We start from the raw sequence: 17,793 nt of genomic DNA on the forward strand, positions 1-17,793 counted from the left end.
CCCGGGACTGACCCGGGCTGCGACGCTTGCATTCACTTCGTTGCGATGTCGCGCAGGCCACTACGCTGCGCTTCGTTCAACGCCCAGGCGAAGCCCTGATAGTCCGCGTCGGCATCCGCGCCAACCAGCAGGACCACGTTCGGCTCGCGCCTGGCAAGGTCCTGCAGCGAAGAAGCCAGTTCGGAGCGCGCCAGCACGACACCGTCGAGCCGGAATGCGCCGTCGTTGCCGACCAGCAGTTCCACGCGCGGCGGCGGTTCAGTGCGATGAGTGGGTGGCGTGGATTGCGGCAGTCGCAGGTCCAGCTGTCCGGTCAGTGCCGGGGTGGCGACCATGAAGATGACCAGCAGCACGAGCAGTACATCCACCAGCGGGGTGATGTTGATCTGGGCAACGGCGCGGTGCTCGCCGTGGCCGCCGTGGCGGGAATCAGACAGGTAGAACGCGGAGACGGCCATATGCAACCTCCATGGGGCCCCATGCCCGATTCCACGCTACGCCCGCTGCGGGCAGGCAGGCAAGTCCTCCCTTGGTCGAAGCCGGCGGTTCTGGACGGGTGGGCACCGGCTTACCGGCTTGTAGGGGGCAGGACCGGTGCGTAGTCTCGCCGGGCAAGGGGCGGGGAGTTTTTCTTGCTCCGGCTCCGCTCGTCAACGGACAGACTGGAGGATCTCGTGACTCGTGCTCTTCTGCCTTTTGCTCTTTCGCTCGCAATGGCCATCCCGCTCTCAGCCTTGGGGGCCGACGACACCGGCGAGCAGCCCGTGTTGATCCACATGCAGGCCGCGCTCGATATCGGTCGCGACGGCCACGTGACCGGCGTCGAGTTCGTCGACAAGCTCAAGGTCCCCGATGCGATCAGGCACCGCACGCGCGACGTCGCCGGGACGTGGGCATTCGCGCCGCCGGTGAAGGACGGCAAGGCCGTCACCGGGCGCACTTACGCCGACGTCGAGGCGTGCCTCATTCCCGGCAAGGATGGCCTGGATTTTTCCATCGCGTTCTCGGGCAACGGGCCGGCGCAGTTCGTGGTTCCGCCGCGCAAGCCCCTGTCGTTGTCGATGCCGCTGGAGGATCTGCAGGAGCAGGGCATCAAGCAGATCGAAGGCAAGCTCGTCTACGTGGTCGATGCCGGGGGTCATGCGCAGGTGGAAACCGCCACGCTCAATGACGCCGCGCTGCAGCAGCGTTACGGATCGTTGTGGAAGCGGGACCAGCGGGAGATGTTGCGCAACTACCGCTACCTGCCGGAGATGGTCGACGGCGTGGCGATCACAACCCGGATGGAGACCGAGCTCATGGTCGGGGAGCGTCCGCCGACGGCGTCGCTGGAGGCGATGCGCCAGGCCAGTGCAGACCAGTCCGATGCCTGCCGCGCAGTGCGTGGCGAAGACCACAAGCGCGTGGCCATCGACAGTCCTTTCAGGCACGTCGGCGGCTAGGAGCGCATAAAAAAACGCCGCCCGGGGGCGGCGTTTTCACGACGGTAAGCGACACCGATCGGTCAATCGTTCTGGACGAAGCCGATCTTATCCATATCAGCGTTCTTCGCATGAGCCAGCACCTTGGCCAGGATGCCGTAATCGGCGTCCGGGCTGGTTTCGATCTCGAGCATGGGCTGGTTGGTCGGGTCGCGCTGGACTTCGACTTCCATCATGTTCTGGATCGCGGTGAGCGGCTGCGGTGCGTCATTCCAATACACCTGACCCGAGGCATCGATCCGCAGCCTGATCGGCGGCGGCGGTTCCTGTGTCTGCGGCGGTGGGTTCAGCGACTTCTGCGGAAGGTTAACGTCGATCGGGTACGTCAGAGGAGGCGCCGTCACCATGAAGATGATCAGCAACACCAACATCACGTCCACAAGGGGCGTGACGTTCATGTCCGCCATCGGACCGCCACCGGATTTCGATGCAAATGCCATATCTGGATCTCCGGATCAGCGAGGTTCTTTGAGCGCCATGAAGCCGACCTTGCGCATGCCCTGGGCCTGCGCAATCTGCACCACTTCGTTCACGATGCGGTACTTGGTCGTCTTGTCACCGCGAACATTGAGCTGCGGCTGCGGGGTCTTCTGAGCTTCGATCGACAGACGGCTCTCGAGCAGATCCTTGGTGATCGGCTCATCGTTCCAATAAAGGTTGCCGGTGTCTTCGACCGTGATGTTGATCGGCGTAACCGGCGGGGCCTTATCGGGACGCTGGTCCAGATTGGCTTGCGGAAGATCGACCTGGACCTTATGCGACATCAGCGGTGCGGTGATCATGAAGATGATCAGTAGCACCAGCATCACGTCGACAAGCGGCGTGACATTGATCTCGGCCATCGGGCCGCCGCTATCGTTGCCTGTACTGAAGGCCATGTACGAACTCCAAACCTACTGCGAGAGGGCGTCGTTTAGTGCTTAGCGCTTGCTGACAACTTCGCCGACGCGCGAGCCGGTAGCGAAGAAGTCATGCAGGTCGTGAGCGAACGTATCGAACTTGTTGTTCGTAACGCGGTTCAGACGGGTGAAGAAGTTGTATGCCAGCACCGCCGGGATCGCGACGAACAGGCCGATCGCGGTCATGATCAGTGCTTCACCGACCGGGCCGGCAACGGCATCGATCGAAGCCTGGCCGGTGGCGCTGATGCGGATCAGGGCGTGGTAGATGCCCCAAACGGTACCGAGCAGACCAACGAACGGAGCGGTCGAACCGACGGTGGCGAGCACGGTCAGGCCGGCTTCCAGCTTCGAGGACTCGCGGGTCACACCCTGACGCAGGGCGCGGTCAACGAACTCGGAGCGGTTGAGCGACTCGACCAGGCGCGAACCTTCGTGGCGCTGGTGGTGCGCAGCTGCCTGGGCAGCGTCGAGGGCGATCTTCGAGAACGGCTCGAAACGGCCCTGCTCTTCCATGAAGCGGATGGCGTCCTGAGCGTTCGGGGTCTCCCAGAACGTGCTGACGACGCGATCAGAACTGGCGCGCAGGCGCACGTTCTTCACGAAGTTCACCACGATCCAGTAGATCGAGAGGATCGACATGATGGCGAGAGTGAGGAAGACGACCCAGCCGACCAGGTCGAAGTTCTGCAACAGATGGGCGAAGCTCATCTGCTGAAGTGCCTGGGCGTTGGAGCCTCCAGCAGTCGCAGCGGTGGTGGTTTCCTGCAGCATGACGCTTACCTTTGAATGTCGTGGAAAGGAAAGAGGTATTACGGATTGCCTACAACTTGTCCCGTGACCCCGATCAGGTCGGCGGGACGAAATCGACCGGGACGCGGACGCGGCTGGTTACGCCAACGCCGTTCTGCATCTCGGGGTTGAACTTCCACTTCCGGGCGGCGTCCATTGCAGCGCGGTCGAGGTTGCGGTTACGGCTCGACTTCTCGACCGCGACGTCCAGGACATTGCCCTGGCCGTCAATGGTGATGATCAACGTTACCGTGCCACCAACGCCCTGGCGGGCTTCGGTCGGCGGGTACTTGGGCGGGTTGAGCCGCTTCGAGGACGGGTCGACGCTGGAGCCGATGGTCGTGGCCGGCGCGGGCGGCGACGGCGGACTCGGCGGCGGCGCGGCCACGTCGACCGGGCTCGGATCGTCGACCAGCACCGGCGGTTCATCCGGCGGCGGCGGCAACGGAGTCGGCTGCGGCGGCGTCAGCTTCGGCGGCGGCTTGAGCTCCTTGGGGGGCTCAGGCGGCGGCGGCGGCGGGGGCGGCGGCGGCGGCGGCGGCTTGATCAGGTTGACGAACGTCACGTCTTCCTCTTGCTGCGCCGTGGCCGGAGGGGCCATCGGAGCGAGCAAAAGCAGCAGGGCCGCGACATGGAATGCGATCGCCATGGTCACACCGGCGATACGCGCCCAGTTCAGACCTTCGAGGTCGTCATCTTTTCTTGCGTGGATTTCGAGGTCTTGCGTCATGCGCCGTAGCTCGCGAGGTATTTCCGGACGCCAGGGCGCCTCGGGCCGTCAGTTGCGATTCCCGTAGCTACTTCGAGCCGCGGGAACCTCCTAGCATATACCAAATTGCGCTCATTGGACCAAGTGCAATTGGATGATTTCGCGTTGCCGATTTGAGCCGGCATTCAACTCGTTACTTGCCAGGCAACGCGATGATCTTCTTGGCGTCTTCGGGCTTCTTCACGCCCTTTGCGATCGCCTGCTTGGCGGCATCCTTTGCCTCGGGAATACGGTCTTCCTGCCAGAGCACGCGGGCGAGGTTCAGGTACGCCTCACCGTCCGGCCCCAGGGGAGCGGCCTTCTTGTAGGCGTCGATCGCCGGGCCGGCCTGGTCAGAGAAATAATACGCCTGTGCAAGTGCAAGGTATGTCTGGTAGTCGGGCTTGATCACGCCCTTCTGCAGGCCCTCGTTGATCACCCCGATGGCCTCCTTCTCGTGGCCATCCATGTTCAGGTAGGTGGCGTAGAGCTGGCGGTACTCCTTGTCCTCGGTCAGCTGGCCGCTGGCGCGGAGCTTCTCGAGGGTCGCGGCGGCCTTGTCCAGCATGTCGTTCTGCTGGTAGACGGCGGCCAGGTTGAGCTGGGCACGCTTGTCATTGGGGTTCTTGGCCGCCAGGCCCTCGGCGATCTTGGCCGCTTCGCCGGCCTGGCCGGACTCGGCGTAGGTCGCCATCAGCAGCTGCTGCCATTCGGGCTTGGGATCGGGGCTCAGCGAGATCGCCTGCTTGAGGACGACCGCGGCCTCCGGATACTTCTCCAGGCGGTACAGCGCGTTGCCCTTGATGATCAGGTGTTCGGGCTTCTGGCTCTTGGTCTCGGCCAGGAACTGGTCGATGGTCTTGAGCGCCTCGGCGTACTGGTCTTCCTGCATCTGCAGCTGGCCGAGCATCAGCATCGCGCCGTAGTGGCCATTGTTGTCCAGGCCGTTGAGCTCGATCGCCTGCTTGAGGTACTTCATCGCGCCGGCCGAGTCGTCGGCGTCGTAGGCGATCTGCGCGCCGATCTGCGAGGCGAACGCCTTGTCGTAGGCATTGGAATCAGCGCTGGCGATGATCTGGTCGGCGATCGCGCGGGCTTCGGTGCCCTTGTCGTCGTCGTACAGCTTCATCATCTTCTGCAGCTGCGGCGTGGCCTTCTTCGACGACTTCAGGTCCGGCGCCTGGCGCGTGGCCTGCGGGTATTCGTCGGCGACCTTGCCCGAACTCTGCTTGCCTTCTTCGTGCTTGGCGCGGCGTTCGGCCGCGCGGTCCTGCGCCGACTGCGCATGGACCTGGCTGACCGCACCGAACACCAGGACGGCGCTGACAGCGGCGGCCAGGATGCTGCGGTTACGGCGGGAGAAGTTGTTCATCGATCACCTCAAATCTGCGGCCGCACTGGTGCGGTTCGGTGGCAAGGCCAAGGGGGCGTCAAGCTATCAGAAACGTGACTGCGAGCGATACGGGGTTTTCTGTCCTGATTCACGTTCCCTGACACGATCAACCGCACTTGGGCGTATGGCCGGAGGCTCGGGCTTGCTCGTAGACGGGCATCAGGCTGCCAGCGCGGGCGCTGAGTTCGCCGATGCGGGAAGACGGATCAGGGTGGGTCGACAGCCAGGTCGGTGCCCGCTCGCCACCGGCGGCGGCCATGTTCTGCCACAGGTTCACCGCCTGGCGCGGGTCGAAACCGGCCTTGGCGGCGAGTTCCTGGCCGACCACGTCGGCTTCGGTTTCCTGCAGGCGCGAATTTGGCAGCAGGTAGAACGTCTGCGCCGCCGCGCCGCCGATCTGGCCTGCGGCATTGGCCGCGCCGGAACCGTAGGCCGAGCCGAGGATGGCGCTGCCGATGCCGAGCAGCGTCGAGGTGCCCTGCTGCTTGGTGATGCGCTCATCGTGGTGGCGCGAGACGACGTGGCCGATCTCGTGGCCGATCACGGCGGCCAGCTGGTCCTGGTTCTTGGCGACGGTGAAGATGCCGGTGTTGACGCCGACCTTGCCACCGGGGAGGGCGAAGGCGTTGGCCGAGCTGTCCTCGAACAGCGCCACTTCCCAGTTGGTCTGCCAGCCCTGCGGCAACTCGTGGGTGATGTCGTTGACCACGCAGCGCACGTAGGCGTTCATGCGCGCGTCGTTGCTGACCTTCTGCTTGGCCTTGGCCTCGGCGAAGGCCTGCTCGCCCATCTGGTTGAGCTGCTCCTGCGAGACGGCGCCGACGTACTGCGTCCGCCCGGTGGGCGAGGTCGTAGTGGCGCAGGCGGTCACGACGGTGGCCGCGGCCACGGCGAGCAGGACGTGCTTCATGTTCGGGGAATCCCGTTCAGGAGTTGATGACGCGTTGTAACGTCCGCCGGATTAACACTTCGTCAATGCGGCCGGGGCGTCACTTCCGGGCCCGGGAGCCTCGCTGGGAGGCCCCGGGGACTGCACACGGTAGCTGTGCAGCAATCAGACGTCGAGGTTTGCGACCTTGAGCGCGTTGTCCTCGATGAAGATCCGGCGCGGTTCGACCACATCGCCCATCAGCGTGCTGAAGATCTGGTCGGCAGCGACCGCGTCCTCGATGCGCACCTGCAGCAGGCGGCGGGTCTCCGGATTGACCGTGGTTTCCCACAGCTGCTCGGGATTCATTTCACCCAGGCCCTTGAAGCGCTGGATCTGGCGGCCCTTCTTGGCCTCCTCGAGCAACCAGGCCTGGGCCTGGGCGAAGCTGGTGATTGCCTGCGCGCGATTGCCGCGGACGATCTGTGCGCCGTCGCGGATCAGGCCGTGCAGCTGCGTGGCGGCTTCGCGTACGGCGCGGAGTTCGCCGCCTTCGAATGCCGCCAGCGGCAACACCTGGGTCATTTCCTCGCCCATGTGCAGGCGCTTGACCAGCAATGCCGACTGGCGCTCGCCGCCGCCTTCGTGCAGCTCGAGCTTGTAGCGCGGCTTGCCGAGTCCACCGAGGTTGAGGCGCGATTCGACACGATCGAACTCGCCGCGCAATGCGTCGTGGTCGCCAATGTGGGCGGTGTCGAGCGGGATCGAATCGATCAGCGCTTCGACCACGCTCGGGTCGTAGCGGTGCGCATTGCGCTGGATCGCTTCGCGCGCGCCGGCGTAGGCGAGCAGCAGTTTCTCCAGCGCCGCGCCTTCGATCGCCGGCTCATCCACGGCCGGACGCAGCGATGCGCCTTCGACCGCGTTGTTGGCCAGGTACGCGTCGAGCGCGGCATCGTCCTTGAGGTAGAGCTCGTTCTTGCCCTGCTTGATCTTGTACAGCGGCGGCAGGCCGATGTAGATGTGGCCGCGCTCGATCAGCTCCGGCATCTGCCGGTAGAAGAACGTCAGCAGCAGCGTGCGGATGTGGCTGCCGTCGACGTCGGCGTCGGTCATCAGGATGATGCGGTGGTAGCGCAGCTTGTCCGGGTTGTATTCGTCCTTGCCGATGCCGGTGCCGAGCGCGGTGATCAGCGTGCCCACTTCGGCCGAGCCGAGCATGCGGTCGAAGCGCGCACGCTCGACGTTGAGGATCTTGCCCTTGAGCGGGAGGATCGCCTGGGTCTTGCGGTTGCGGCCCTGCTTGGCCGAGCCGCCTGCCGAGTCACCCTCGACGATGAACAGTTCGCTGAGCGCCGGATCCTTCTCCTGGCAGTCGGCTAGCTTGCCGGGCAGGCCGGCGATATCGAGCGCGCCCTTGCGACGGGTCAGGTCGCGGGCCTTGCGCGCAGCCTCGCGGGCGCGGGCGGCGTCGACGATCTTGCTGGTGATGGCGCGGGCTTCGTGCGGGTGTTCCTGCAGGAACTCCTGCAAACGTGCACCGAACGCGCTCTCAACTACCGGCCTGACCTCCGAACTGACCAGTTTCTCCTTGGTCTGCGAGGAGAAGCTGGGGTCGGGCACCTTCACCGACAGCACGGCGATCATGCCTTCACGCATGTCGTCGCCGGTGAGGGCGATCTTGGCCTGCTTGGCGATGCCGTTCTGTTCGATGTAGTTCGTCAGCGTGCGCGTGAGCGCGGCGCGGAAGCCGATCAGGTGGGTGCCGCCATCCTTCTGCGGGATGTTGTTGGTGAAGCAGAACATCGTTTCCTGGTAGGAGTCGGTCCACTGCAGGGCGACGTCCACCGTGATGCCGTTCATTTCGCCCGACACCGAGATCACGTTCGGGTGCAGCGGGTTCTTCAGTTGCGCCAGGTGCTCGACGAAGGAGGCGATGCCGCCGGCGTACTCGAAGACGTCGCGCTTGCCTTCGCCGCGCTCGTCGGTGAGGGTGATCTTGACGCCGGAATTCAGGAACGACAGCTCGCGCAGGCGGCGCGCCAGGATGTCGTAGTGGAATTCGATGTCGGTGAAGATTTCCTTCGCCGGCAGGAAGCGCAGGGTGGTGCCGCGGCGCTCCGACACTTCGAGCTGCTTGAGCGGATAGCTCGGCTCGCCCAGCTGGTATTCCTGCTGGTAGTGGTGGCCGTCGCGCCAGATGTCGAGCCAAAGGTGCTCGGACAGGGCGTTGACCACGGACACGCCGACGCCATGCAGGCCGCCGGAAACCTTGTAGCTGTTGTCGTCGAACTTGCCGCCGGCGTGCAGCACGGTGAGGATCACCTCGGCCGCGGAAACGCCTTCTTCCTTGTGGATGTCGACCGGGATGCCGCGTCCGTTGTCGGACACGGAGCAGGAGCCGTCGTTGTGGAGGGTCACGGTGACTTCGTTCGCGTGGCCGGCGAGGGCCTCGTCGATCGAGTTGTCGACCACTTCGAAGACCATGTGGTGCAGGCCGGTGCCGTCGTGCACGTCGCCGATGTACATTCCGGGACGCTTGCGCACGGCTTCCAGACCACGCAGGACGGTGATCTTGCTGGAATCGTAGGTCTGGGAAGGTGCGACGGTGGCGGTGGGGTCTTGCGAGGGGTCGTGCTCGATATGGGTCATGCGGCAACAGGCTCCGTCGACGCGTTACCCGGCGGGGCCGGAGGCGTCAAGACACATTAGCTATTCAATGCGGGAGTATAGCAGTCGGACCCCTATCGCTGGTTGACTGGGAGCTTGTGTGGGGGTATTGGCAGGGGCTTTGGGGGCGGTGGTTTTGGGCGTGAGGGCGTTGTGCGGCTTCGTCTGCGGGAGGCGCAGTGCGGCTTCGTCTGCGGGAGGGCGTTGTCCGGCGAAGCGGGGATTGCTCCGTCCCGCAGACGACATCCCTGTCTTTATGCGGGACGCGGGCCATCCATGGCCCGCTCCTCCGCAATCCCCGCTCCGCCGGACAACGCTTCGGCCAGTCGTTTCCAGGTCTTCGTCGGCATCAGCCCCGAGGCAGGTGGGACTCCAGCCCCTTCCCATGACCGTTTCCCATGCCCGTCATCCCCGCGAAGGCGGGGATCCATGGACGTTGGTGTTGCAGTCGTGAACGGGTCCGAACTTCCGGATACCCGAGCGCGGCTGCTAACCCTGGATCGCACCATGTTCCACGTGGAACCGTCGAACCTGTGCGGCTGCGTCCAGCCCGGTTGGCGCCTCCGTTCCCGTGATGAAGACCTGCGCGCCACTGGCCTGCAGCCGGGCCAGTACGCGGCCCTGATGCTGCCGGTCCAGCTCCGAGGCGAGGTCGTCCAGGGCAACCACGGGCCATTCGCCGCGGGCGGCGGCATGGTGTTCGGCCTGGGCAAGCAGGGCAGACAGTGCCGTCAGCTTGGCCTGGCCTCGTGACAGGGCGTCCCGGCCCGGGATGGCGCCAAAGACGATCCGCCAATCGGCCCGATGTGGGCCCACCGAGCTGTATCCGGCCGTGAGGTCGCGGTCGCGGGCGAGCAGCAGGGCGTCGGCGAGGGGCAACTCGTCGCGGCGCCAGCCTGGGGCGTAGTCGAGGCGGCTCGGGCCCAGAGCCGGGGCGAGTTCGGAGAGCAGGGCGGAGAACCGCGGCTGAAGTTGGTCCAGGTATTGCTCGCGGCGCCGGCTGAGCGGTTCTCCGGCCTCCGCCAACTCGTGATCCCAGGCGTCGAGCTGTCCATCGCGTGCCCGCGCCTTCAGCAGGGCGTTCCGTTGCTTGAGCGCCCGGGCGTAGCGGCGCCACAGCGGCAGGAAATCCTGTTCCACGTGGAACAAACCCCAATCGAGGTAGCGGCGGCGGGACTCACCGCCTCCGGTGATCAGCGCGTGGCTGCCCGGCTCGAAGCTCACCACGGCCAGGGCGGCGCACAGGTCGCCCAGCTGGGAGACGTTGCTGCCGTCCAGGCGGCCCGTCCAGTCCTGGCCGCTGTGCCTCATTCCGGCTTTGCGGGTCCGCTCGGCCGGCGCGGTGCCCGGCGGGGTGGTGCCCGAGCTCGTTGCCAGCCTTTCCTGCCACTCCACGAACACTTCAAGGGCGGGGTCGCCGTCGCGGATCAGTCCGTCGCGCACGCGGCCCCTGAAGCTGCGGCCGTATGCCATCAGGTGCAGGGCTTCGAGCACGCTGGTCTTGCCGGCGCCATTGTCGCCAGTGATCAGGTTGAGGCCCGGGGAGGGATCGAGGCGGAGCTCGACGAACCGGCGCAGGTTGCGCAGTTCAAGGCGGGTTACGTGCATTGGGGGCAGTTTACCGGTCCGTTGTACGGCCAGTAAGCACGGGGTGGGTTCGGAGAATCACCTCCCTCGTGGAGTGTTCCACGTGGAACAGCTGCGTATCGGCAAAAACGCAAGGCAACGTTCCTGGGTTCCCCGACTTCCCTGCAATGACCGGGCAACAAAAAGCCCGGCACGGGGCCGGGCTTCTGTGCTGGCGTCCTCGGTGGAATCAGAGGCGCAGTGGCATCACCACGTGGCGGCAGCGGTCGTTCGCCGCTTCACGCACCAGCGCCGAGGAGTTGGCATCGCGCAGGGCGATCACGACGTGCTCGTCCTTCAGCGCGCTCAGCGCGTCGAGCAGGTAGTTCACGTTGAAGCCAACGGCCAGGTCGTCGACCTTGGTGTCGGCCTCGACTTCTTCCTGGGCTTCTTCCTGTTCCGGGTTGTGCGCGCTGATCTTGAGCTGGCCCGGCGAGACTTCCAGGCGCACGCCGCGGTACTTCTCGTTCGACAGGATCGCGGCACGCTGCAGCGAGGCACGCAGAACCTCGCGGTCGATGCGGATCTCGCGGTCGGCGCCAATCGGAATCACGGCCTCGTAGTCCGGGAAGCGGCCGTCGATCAGCTTGCTGGTAAAAGTCACGTCGTCGCGCTTCACGCGCAGGTGGCCGCGGCCCATTTCCAGCTCGAGTTCGCGATCGCCGCCTTCCAGCAAGCGCTGCAGTTCCTGCACGCCCTTGCGCGGGACGATGATCTGGCGCTTGGTCTGGGCGCCGTTCTCGAGGGGCGATTCGCACAGCGCGAGGCGGTGACCGTCGGTGGCCACGCAGCGAAGGCTCGATTCACGCAGGTCGAAGAGCAGGCCGTTGAGGTAGTAGCGAACGTCCTGCTGCGCCATCGCGAAGGCAGTGCGTTCGATCAGTTCCTTCAACGCCGCTTCCGGCACGCGTACGCGCTCGGTGGCTTCGACTTCGTCGATCGACGGGAAGTCGTTGGCCGGCAGGCTCGCCAAGGTGAAGCGCGAACGACCCGCCTGCACCGTGATCTTTTCCGCTGCCTGCGAAATGGTGACCTTGCTGCCGTCGGGCAGGGCGCGAACGATCTCGAACAGCTTTCGCGCCGGGATCGTGGTTTCGCCGTCCTGGGCGTCATCGACGAGGACGCGCGACACCATCTCCACTTCCAGGTCGGTACCGGTCAGCGACAGCTGTCCGTCCTTCACCTGGACCAGAAGGTTGGCCAGAACCGGAAGGGTCTGGCGGCGCTCGACGACGTTGACGACCTGGGCGAGCGGCTTGAGAAAGACTTCGCGTTGAAGGCTGAAACGCATGCGGACCCCGTCCCCGTGCCATTACTAAAGATGTGGAATAAATCAAAAGCATGGTGGTGGTGGAGCAGCCGAAAACCCGGGAAAACTGCACCAAACTTTTGATTTATAAGGATTTTATTGCCTGCGAAACTTCGGTAGAACTACCCCTGCAAGTCCCGGACAAGCTGTGGACAACTCTAGCGCACCGGTGACAGGTGCGAATTGTCCACAACTTGTGCCCGCAACATACACGGCTTACCCGCAGGCACTGAGGATAAGTATGTCCTGCCCGGCGCACCTTTGCGCTGCGACCGCTGGCGGACTTACTCGCTCAGCTTGCGGATGAGCTTGTCCCAGTCTTCGCGCAGCTTGCCGTCGGTCTCCATCAGCGTGCGGATCTGCCGGCAGGCATGCAGCACGGTGGTGTGGTCGCGACCGGCAAAGGCGTCGCCGATCTCCGGCAGGCTGTGCTCGGTGAGTTCCTTGGCCAGCGCCATCGCCATCTGCCGCGGACGCGCCAGCGAGCGCGTGCGGCGCTTGGACAGCAGGTCCTTCATCTGCAGGCCGTAGTAGTCGCCCACGGTCTTCTGGATGTTGGGGATGCCGATGGCCTGCTGCTGGGCGCGCAGGAGGTCGCGCAGCGTCTCCTGGGCGAACTCGACGGTGATCGCGCGGCCGGTGAAGTTGGCGCGTGCGGTCAGGGTGTTGAGGGCGCCCTCCAGGTCGCGCACGTTGCTGCGCATCTTCTTGGCGAGCAGGAAGGCCACTTCCTCGGGAATGTTGGCGCCGCGCTCGCGCGCCTTCGACAGCACGATCTGGGCGCGCGTCTCGAAGTCCGGCGGCTCGATCGCCACGCTCAGGCCCCAGGCCAGGCGCGACTTCAGGCGCGGCTCCAGGCCTTCGACTTCGCGCGGGTAGCGGTCGCAGGTCAGGATGATCTGCTGCTTGCCGTCGAAGAGCTGGTTGAAGGTGTGGAAGAACTCTTCCTGGGTGCGGTCCTTGCCGGCGAAGAACTGGATGTCGTCGATCAGCAGCGCGTCGACCTGCTGGAACTGGCGCTTGAACGCATCCATGGTCTTGTCCTGCAGCGACTTCATCATCGCGCTGAAGAACTGCTCGCTGCGCAGGTACAGCACGCGCATGTTCGGGTTGGCGCTGCGCATGGCGTTGCCGGCGGCAAACATCAGGTGGGTCTTGCCCAGTCCGGTGCCGCCGTACAGCAGCAGCGGGTTGTGGGCGCGGTCGCCGGGCTTGAGCGAGGCCTGCCAGGCGGCGGCGCGGCCGAGCTGGTTGCTGCGACCCTCGACGAAGTTGTCGAAGGTGTAGTGGTTGTCGAGGTGGCCGTTGAACGGCTCCGATGGCACCGAACGCACCGCCGGGGCGGCATCCATCTGCGGCATCGGCATCGGCGCGCGCGGCAGCGAGCCGATCTCCAGGCTGACTTCGCCGCTGCCGACGAAATAGGTCAGCAGTTCACGGATGCGGGCCAGGTAACGTTCGCGCACGTGCTCCACGACGAACGCGTTGGGCGCATAGAGCACGGTGACATCGTCGCGCTGGGTAGCCTGCAACGGCTTGAGCCAGGTGTGGACATCTTCGGCCGGCAGTTCGGCTTCAAGGCGTTCGAGGCAGCGGGGCCAGGCATCCATCGGGTCGGGCGTCTTCTTCAAGTTGCGGTCAGCGGGCCCTGCGGCCACGGACGAAAAGCGGCCCGCCGCGCGATGCTCACATCGCGGCGAACGGGGCTGGGGGTGAGGGCCAGACTATCACCGCGAATGGGCGCGGAACAGGACTTGTCCACAGGATGTCCACGGTGTAGCGGGTGTTCCGGGCACGCCGGGCCCACCCACAAAGTTTGCGTTGCAAACTTCGGGCCCCACTACGTGTTTCCCATACCCCAATCGCGCTGTCGCGCGAATCGCCCCCTGACTCAGGGGACTGGTCCGGGCTCTCGAGGGCGGGGCAACTTGAAGCGGCCAAGTCGGAGGTTGACCTTGGGTTCCAGGACCCGCTAGAATCGCCGGTCCTATTTGACGTTTTCGCAGAGCCGGATCATGGCCACCAAGCGCACCTATCAGCCCAGCAACCTCAAGCGCAAGCGCGACCACGGCTTCCGTGCCCGCATGGCGACCGCCGACGGCCGCAAGATCCTTGCCCGTCGCCGCGCCAAGGGCCGCAAGCGTCTCTGCGCCTAAGCGTCGCCGCTGCCGCCTCGTGCGGCAGCCGACCGGCACTTGCCGGTAGTCCTTAGATCGGAAGTCATCAGATGACCTCGGCCCGCTTCCCGCGCACGGCGCGGGTACGCGCGCGTTCCGACTTCGATCGCATTTTCCAGCATGGCAAGCGCGTTGCGCTACCCGTGCTGGCTTTGCATTGGCAGCCCAGCGACGTCCCTGCGCGCCTGGGCCTGGCCGTCTCGCGCAAGGTCGACCCGCACGCCGTCGGCCGCAACCGCATCAAGCGCGTACTGCGCGATACCTTCCGCAAGATCCGTGGCGAACTCGCCGCGGGCGACTACGTCGTGGTCGCCCGGCCTGCCGCAGCGCGCAGCACCGGCCCGGAACTAGCCGCGGCCCTGCGTGGTCTGCTGCAGCGGTGCGGGGCCATGTCCGCTGCGTTGCCCCCGACTTCGGCGACCGGCACAATGCCGGCCGCATCCCCTTCCGCCCCAATGCCTGACTCCGGTCAAGGCTGAGCCCGCCTGTCGCCCATGAACCAGACCCGTGTTTTTCTGATCTTCGCCTGGCTGCTGGTGGCGACCTTTTTGTGGATGGAGTGGGGCAAGGAGAAGGCCGCGCCGCCTGAAACCGCGCAGACCTCGACTTCGACTTCGGCAGCGATTGCCGGCGACGGCTCCGTCCCGGGCGCGCCCACCGCGGCTGCACCCGGTGCGGTGCCGACGGCGCCGACCATGGCCTCTGCCGCGGCGCCGACGGCCAGCACGTCCAGCGCACCGACTGTCACCGTCACCACCGACGTACTCAAGCTGGTGCTCGATGGCGGCGAACTGCGCCAGGCTGACCTGCTGAAGTATCCGACCACGGCCGACCGCAACAGCGCGCCGGTCCGCCTGTTCGCGCAGGATCCGTCCAACTACTTCGTCGCCCAGAGCGGCTGGGTCAACCAGGGCCACAACGCACCGACCCACCAGGGCGGGTTCGTGCCCGCAGGCGGCAAGACCGATTACGCACTCGCCGACGGCGCTTCGAGTGTCGACGTCCCGTTCGTCTGGACCGGCGCCAATGGCGTGACGATCCGCCGCACCTACACCTTCAGCCGCGGCGACTACGTGGTGAAGGTCCGCGACGAGGTTGCCAATGCCGGCACGGCTCCGTGGCAGGGCTTCGTCTATCGCCAGCTCAGCCGCGTTCCGCGCGCACTGGTGAAGAAGGGTCCGATGAGCGCCGAGCAGTACAGCTTCCAGGGCGCGGCGTGGTACTCGACCAGCGACAAGTACGACAAGCGCAAGTACGACAAGTTCGTCGACGGCGGCGCGCTCGACAAGCAGGTCACCGGTGGCTGGATCGGCATGCTCCAGCACCACTTCTTCTCGGCCTGGATCCCGGGCGATAGCGACACCAGCACCTTCTCGCTGGCGACGACCCAGGGCACCGGCGGCACCCAGTACGTGGTCCGCGAAATCGGCCCGGGCGTGACCGTCGCACCGGGCGCCACGGCGTCCACCGCTGCGCGACTGTGGGTCGGCCCGAAGCTGGTCAAGGCGATCGAAGCACAGAGCGTGCCCGGGCTCGACCGCGCCGTCGATTTCAGCAGCTACAGCATCATGGCGACCATCGCCAGCTGGCTGTTCTGGGTGCTGGAAAAGATCTACGGCCTGGTCGGCAACTGGGGCTGGTCGATCGTCGGCCTGGTTCTGCTGATCAAGCTGGCGATGTATCCGCTCTCCGCGGCGCAGTACAAGTCGATGGCCAAGATGCGCAAGTTCCAGCCGCGCATGGCGCAGCTCAAGGAGCGCTACGGCGACGACAAGCAGAAGCTGCAGATGGCGATGATGGAGCTGTACAAGAAGGAGAAGATCAATCCGGTCGGCGGCTGCCTGCCGATCCTGCTGCAGATGCCGGTGTTCCTGGCGCTGTACTGGATGCTGTCGGAGTCGGTCGAGCTGCGCCACGCACCGTGGATCGGCTGGATCACCGACCTGACCTCGCGCGATCCCTACTTCGTGCTGCCGGTGATCAACGTCGCGGTGATGTGGTTCACGCAGAAGCTCAACCCGACTGCGGGCATGGACCCGATGCAGGCGAAGATGATGCAGTTCATGCCGCTGGTGTTCGGCGTGATGTTCGCCTTCTTCCCGGCCGGCCTGGTGTTGTACTGGGTCACCAACGGTGCGCTCGGCCTGCTGCAGCAGTGGTGGATGGTCAAGCGTTACAGCGAGGAGCCGGCCAAGGCCTGAGCCTTGCCGCCCTGATCGCAACGAAGCCCGCCGCAAGGCGGGTTTCGTGTTTCCGGGGTCGCCTCTCCTTGGCGAAGGCGGCCAGGGAGAGGGCGATCTGCGACCATATCGCCATGACCGTGCCTGCCCGCGACACCATCGCCGCGATCGCCACCGCCCCCGGCGCCGGCGGCGTCGGCATCGTGCGCCTGTCCGGACCGCGTTCGCGCGTCATCGCCGAACGCCTGTGCGCGCGAACCTTCAAGCCGCGCCACGCCCATCACGTCCGCTTCGCCGCCGCCGATGGCGACACCATCGATGACGGCATCGCCCTGTTCTTCGCCGCCCCCGCCAGCTACACCGGCGAGGACGTAGTGGAACTGCAGGCGCACGGCAGCCCGGCCGTGCTGCACGAACTGGTGGCGCGCTGCGTCGAACTCGGCGCGCGCCGCGCGCGTCCCGGTGAGTTCAGCGAGCGCGCTTTCCTGGAAGGTCGCCTCGACCTTGCCCAGGCCGAAGCCGTCGCCGACCTCATCGCCGCCGCCGATACCCGCGCCGCACGCGCCGCACGCAGAGCGCTGGACGGCGAGTTCTCGCGCCGGGTCGATGCGCTGGCCGACGAACTGCTGGCGATACGCGTCCATGTCGAAGCGGCGATCGATTTCGCCGACGAACCGATCGACACGCTCGGCGGCGCGCAACTGCGCATGCGCCTGGCCGCGACCGCGCTCGCACTGGACGAACTGCTGACCGCCGCCGAGCGCGGCCGTCGCCTGCGCGACGGACTGCATGCGGTGATCGTCGGCCCACCCAATGCCGGCAAGAGTTCGCTGCTCAACGTCCTGGCCGGCAGCGACCGCGCGATCGTCACCGACATTGCCGGCACCACCCGCGACCTGCTGCACGAGACGATCCGCATAGACGGCGTCGAGCTGACCCTGGTCGATACCGCCGGTCTGCGCGAGGGCGGGGACGTGATCGAACGCGAGGGCATGCGCCGGGCACGCGGTGAACTCGGGCGCGCCGACCTGGCCATCGTCGTGCTCGACGCACGTGATCCCGAGGGCGGCCGCGGCGCCGTCGCCGACGCGATCGCGGACGTCCCGGACCGGCTGTGGCTGCTCAACAAGGCCGACCTGCTGGAGCGACCGGCAGCGGCCGATGGCCCCGACACTCTGCAGGTCTCGGCACGCACCGGGCTTGGCATCGAGGCATTGCACGCGCGCCTCCTGCAACTGGCGCAGGGCAACGCCGACGGCGCCGGCGAGGGCGCCTTCACCGCGCGGGCCCGCCACGTCGATGCCCTGGCCCAGGCCCGCCTGGAGCTGGCGGACGCGCGGATCCACCTCGATCACGAGGCGCTCGACCTTGCCGCCGAAGCGTTGCGACTGGCGCATGACCAGTTGGGCGAAATCACCGGACGCGTCCGGGCCGATGACCTGCTCGGTCATATCTTCTCGAGCTTCTGCATCGGCAAGTGAGGCGCCCGACCGAAACGCCGCCGGGACCTCGGCCCGCCCGGGCCGTCCGGGCGATGGGGTGATGGGGTGGCGCGGGGCTGAACGGGTGCGCCGGGCAGCGGTGGAATTCAGTAACAGCCCGTGTCGATGGTAGGCTGCTGCCGCCACCGCTTGACAAACACGGCCCGCT

16 protein-coding genes are annotated in these 17,793 nt (G+C 66.0%); 5 read left to right on the forward strand and 11 right to left on the reverse strand.

Translation table 11 applies throughout. From position 1 onward, the window contains the following. Positions 1-32: 32 nt before the first annotated feature. Positions 33-458 carry an ExbD/TolR family protein gene (locus tag AC1DER_RS13880; RefSeq protein WP_477244941.1) on the reverse strand — a complete coding sequence of 142 codons (426 nt, stop codon included), beginning with the start codon at positions 456-458 and terminating at the stop codon, positions 33-35. A gap of 255 nt (positions 459-713) precedes the next feature. On the opposite strand from AC1DER_RS13880, the gene AC1DER_RS13885 reads away from it, so the two are divergent. Beyond that, positions 714-1,442 (forward strand): hypothetical protein, encoded by a 729-nt coding sequence (locus tag AC1DER_RS13885; protein WP_477244939.1) that lies wholly within the window; start codon positions 714-716, stop codon positions 1,440-1,442. Between the two features lie 62 nt (positions 1,443-1,504). Here AC1DER_RS13885 and AC1DER_RS13890 read toward each other — a convergent pair whose 3' ends face one another. From AC1DER_RS13890 to dnaA, 10 genes are all read right to left on the reverse strand, one after another. Then, the gene (locus tag AC1DER_RS13890) at positions 1,505-1,921 is read right to left on the reverse strand and encodes an ExbD/TolR family protein (protein ID WP_441815656.1); all 417 of its coding nucleotides are present in this window, start codon (positions 1,919-1,921) and stop codon (positions 1,505-1,507) included. A gap of 15 nt (positions 1,922-1,936) precedes the next feature. Then, positions 1,937-2,359, reverse strand: a complete 423-nt coding sequence (locus AC1DER_RS13895) for an ExbD/TolR family protein (protein WP_441815657.1) — start codon at positions 2,357-2,359, stop codon at positions 1,937-1,939. 42 nt (positions 2,360-2,401) lie between these two features. Further along, the gene (locus AC1DER_RS13900) at positions 2,402-3,154 is read right to left on the reverse strand and encodes a MotA/TolQ/ExbB proton channel family protein (RefSeq protein ID WP_477244936.1); all 753 of its coding nucleotides are present in this window, start codon (positions 3,152-3,154) and stop codon (positions 2,402-2,404) included. Between the two features lie 73 nt (positions 3,155-3,227). Further along, positions 3,228-3,902, reverse strand: coding sequence for an energy transducer TonB (locus AC1DER_RS13905; protein WP_477358057.1), 675 nt, complete (start codon positions 3,900-3,902; stop codon positions 3,228-3,230). Positions 3,903-4,074: 172 nt separating this feature from the next. After that, positions 4,075-5,292, reverse strand: coding sequence for a tetratricopeptide repeat protein (locus AC1DER_RS13910; RefSeq protein WP_477244932.1), 1,218 nt, complete (start codon positions 5,290-5,292; stop codon positions 4,075-4,077). Positions 5,293-5,419: 127 nt separating this feature from the next. Continuing rightward, complete coding sequence (locus tag AC1DER_RS13915) at positions 5,420-6,223, reverse strand: M48 family metallopeptidase (protein ID WP_441815661.1); 804 nt, start codon at positions 6,221-6,223, stop codon at positions 5,420-5,422. A gap of 144 nt (positions 6,224-6,367) precedes the next feature. Then, entirely contained in the window at positions 6,368-8,833 is a 2,466-nt protein-coding gene (gene gyrB / locus AC1DER_RS13920; RefSeq protein ID WP_441815662.1) for a DNA topoisomerase (ATP-hydrolyzing) subunit B, read from the reverse strand. Between the two features lie 507 nt (positions 8,834-9,340). Continuing rightward, on the reverse strand, positions 9,341-10,459 hold the full coding sequence (recF, locus tag AC1DER_RS13925; protein WP_477244929.1) for a DNA replication/repair protein RecF: 1,119 nt from the start codon (positions 10,457-10,459) through the stop codon (positions 9,341-9,343). A 208-nt stretch (positions 10,460-10,667) separates the two neighbouring features. After that, complete coding sequence (gene dnaN, locus AC1DER_RS13930; protein WP_477244927.1) at positions 10,668-11,768, reverse strand: DNA polymerase III subunit beta; 1,101 nt, start codon at positions 11,766-11,768, stop codon at positions 10,668-10,670. 302 nt (positions 11,769-12,070) lie between these two features. Continuing rightward, positions 12,071-13,396 (reverse strand): chromosomal replication initiator protein DnaA, encoded by a 1,326-nt coding sequence (gene dnaA / locus AC1DER_RS13935; protein ID WP_477245031.1) that lies wholly within the window; start codon positions 13,394-13,396, stop codon positions 12,071-12,073. A 405-nt stretch (positions 13,397-13,801) separates the two neighbouring features. On the opposite strand from dnaA, the gene rpmH reads away from it, so the two are divergent. The 4 genes from rpmH (at position 13,802) to mnmE (ending at position 17,624) form a co-directional block, all read left to right on the forward strand. Beyond that, on the forward strand, positions 13,802-13,942 hold the full coding sequence (gene rpmH, locus AC1DER_RS13940; protein WP_031374044.1) for a 50S ribosomal protein L34: 141 nt from the start codon (positions 13,802-13,804) through the stop codon (positions 13,940-13,942). Positions 13,943-14,013: 71 nt separating this feature from the next. Next, positions 14,014-14,442 carry a ribonuclease P protein component gene (gene rnpA / locus AC1DER_RS13945; RefSeq protein WP_441815666.1) on the forward strand — a complete coding sequence of 143 codons (429 nt, stop codon included), beginning with the start codon at positions 14,014-14,016 and terminating at the stop codon, positions 14,440-14,442. A gap of 15 nt (positions 14,443-14,457) precedes the next feature. Next, positions 14,458-16,164, forward strand: a complete 1,707-nt coding sequence (yidC, locus tag AC1DER_RS13950) for a membrane protein insertase YidC (protein WP_477244922.1) — start codon at positions 14,458-14,460, stop codon at positions 16,162-16,164. A 113-nt stretch (positions 16,165-16,277) separates the two neighbouring features. Continuing rightward, positions 16,278-17,624, forward strand: coding sequence for a tRNA uridine-5-carboxymethylaminomethyl(34) synthesis GTPase MnmE (gene mnmE / locus AC1DER_RS13955; protein WP_477244920.1), 1,347 nt, complete (start codon positions 16,278-16,280; stop codon positions 17,622-17,624). Positions 17,625-17,793 lie beyond the last annotated feature (169 nt).

This window comes from Lysobacter sp. 05T417 (genome assembly GCF_056396405.1).